The sequence below is a fragment of the Mycobacterium sp. NGS17 genome (assembly GCF_059813205.1).
In genome coordinates this window covers 1-2,791 of record NZ_JCALED010000017.1, presented here as the reverse complement: position 1 = coordinate 2,791, position 2,791 = coordinate 1, and the positions used below count along the sequence as shown (strand labels likewise).

At 66.5% G+C, this 2,791-nt stretch carries 1 protein-coding gene; it reads left to right on the top strand.

Going from position 1 to position 2,791, the window contains the following annotated elements:
* A partial coding sequence (locus AC5Y7E_RS24140; RefSeq protein WP_499950930.1) for an amino acid adenylation domain-containing protein occupies nt 1-2,791 on the top strand: 2,791 nt, incomplete at both ends.

Here is a 2,791-nt window from a genome sequence, read left to right as displayed (position 1 = left end):
GGTGCCGGCGGCGCGAGCAGAGTTCATCCTCGGTGACGCCGCCCCCGTTGCCGCCGTCACCACCAGCGAATTGCTCGACCGGCTGGATGGGCGTGACCTCGTGCTCATCGACGTCAACGATCCCAGCATCAGTGCGCAACCCAGCGCTGCCTTACCGGAGCAGCCGGCCGATGATGTCGCGTATTTGATCTACACCTCGGGCACTACCGGCGTCCCCAAGGGCGTGGCGATAACCCACCGCAACGTGATCGAGTTGTTGACCTCGATGGAGCACCGGCTGGAGTTGTCCGGGCAGGTGTGGTCGCAGTGGCATTCGTTGGCCTTTGACGTCTCGGTGTGTGAGATCTGGGGTGCGCTGCTGCATGGTGGGCGGCTGGTGGTGGTGCCGGAGTCGGTGGCGCGTTCGCCGGAGGATTTCCACGCGTTGCTGGTCGCCGAGCAGGTCAGTGTGTTGAGTCAGACGCCCTCGGCGTTTTACGCACTGCAGACCGCCGACGCGCTCGCCCCCGAAATCGCGGACCACCTCAACCTCTCCACCGTGATATTCGCCGGTGAAGCGCTCGAGCCCCAGCGTCTGGCAACCTGGCTGGACAATCACCCGGTTTCGCCGCGATTGATCAATATGTATGGCACGACCGAGACGACGGTGCACGCCTCGTTCAGGGAGATCGTCAGCAGCGACGTCGAGCGAAACGCCAGCCCCATCGGCGTGCCGCTGGCCCACCTCGGATTCTTTGTGCTGGACAGCTGGTTGCGCCCGGTACCCGCCGGCGTGGCCGGTGACCTGTACGTCGCCGGTTCGGGGGCGGGGTATGGCTATGTGGGCCGCGCGGGTTTGACGGCGTCGCGATTCGTGGCGTGCCCGTTCGGTGGGACCTCGGCGCGGATGTATCGCACCGGGGACGTCGTGTCGTGGGACGCTGACGGGGAGCTGCAGTATTTCGGGCGTTCCGATGACCAGGTCAAGATCCGCGGCTACCGCATCGAGCTCGGTGAGGTCCAAGCGGCACTGGCCGCAATGGACGAGGTGCAGCAGGCGGTGGTGATCGCACGCGAGGACATCCCCGGCGACAAGCGCCTGGTCGGTTACGTCACCGGGACCGCCGAGCCGGCCGCGCTGCGCACGGCCCTGGCCGAGCGGCTCCCGGCGTACATGGTCCCCGCCGCGATAGTGCCGATCGACGCCTTGCCCCTCACGGTCAACGGCAAACTCGATAAACGGGCCCTCCCGGTGCCGGAGTACCAGGATGTTGTCGGTTATCGCGCTCCATCCACGGCGATCGAGGAGATCGTCGCTGGTGTCTACGCCCAGGTGCTGGGACTGCAGCGCGTCGGCGTCGACGAGTCGTTCTTCGATCTGGGTGGCGATTCCCTGTCGGCGATGCGCGTCATCGCGGCGATCAACAGATCGTTCGACGCCAGCGTTCCGGTCCGTGCTTTGTTCGAGGCGCCAACCGTCACCGAGTTGGTTCCCCGTATCGGTGCCGGCGAGGGTGGGCTGGAGCCGTTGGTGGCCCTCGAGCGGCCGGCGGTGGTTCCGCTGTCGTTTGCCCAGAGCCGGTTGTGGTTCATCAATCAATTACAGGGATCTTCAGCCGTTTACAACATGGCGGTGGCGCTGCGCCTGAGTGGTCGCCTCGACGCCGACGCGTTGGGCGAGGCGCTGTCTGACGTGGTGGGCCGCCATGAGAGCCTGCGCACACTGTTTCTCGCGACCGACGGCGTCCCCCAGCAGTTGGTGGTGGCACCCAAGCAGGACTTCGGTTGGCAGGTCATTGACGCTGCCGGCTGGCCGGACGACCGGCTCCAGGAGGCCGTCGGCGTCGCGGCGCGCTACCCGTTTGACTTGGCGACCGAGATCCCCTTCCGGGCAGGGCTTTTCCGTGTCGCCGAGGATGACCATGTGCTGGTTGCGGTGGTGCACCACATCGCGGCCGACGGGGTCTCGGTGAGCCCGCTGGTCCGGGATCTGGCCGTGGCTTACGCCAGCCGATCTGTCGGGCAGGCCCCGGATCTCGCGCCGTTGCCGGTGCAGTACGTCGATTACACGTTGTGGCAGCGCGCGCAGTTCGGTGATCTGGACGACAGCGCCAGCCGGATCGGTGCACAGCTGGCCTACTGGGAAGACGCGCTGGCTGGAATGCCCGAGCGGCTGCAGTTGCCCACTGATCGCCCCTATCCGCCGGTTGCCGATTACCGCAGTGCCAGCGTGGTGGTGGACTGGCCGGCCGAAGTGCAGCAGCGGGTCCGCGAAATGGCGGCAGAGCACAACGCGACCGGTTTCATGGTGATGCAGGCGGCCCTCGCGGTGTTGCTGTCGACGCTTAGCGGCAGCGCGGATGTGGCAGTCGGGTTCCCGATCGCGGGGCGCCGCGACCCTGCGCTGGACGAGTTGGTGGGTTTCTTCGTCAACACGCTGGTGTTGCGGGTGGATGTAGCGGGGGAACTGACCGCCGCCGAGTTGCTGGCTCAGGTGCGTCAGCGCAGTCTGGCGGCGTATGAGCATCAAGATGTGCCCTTTGAGGTGCTGGTCGAGCGGCTCAATCCCACCCGCTCGCTGAACCACCACCCACTGGTTCAGGTGATGTTGGCCTGGCAAAACTGGCAGACCAACGATCCCGCCGCCGGACTGGCGTTGGGTGACCTGCAGATCTCCTCGCTGCCAGTCGGTGCGCACACCGGCGGCATGGACCTGGTCCTATCGCTGGCCGAGCGCTGGACGGAAGCCGGCGATCCCGCCGGAATCAGCGGGAACGTGGAGTTTCGCACCGACGTGTTCGACGCCCGCAGC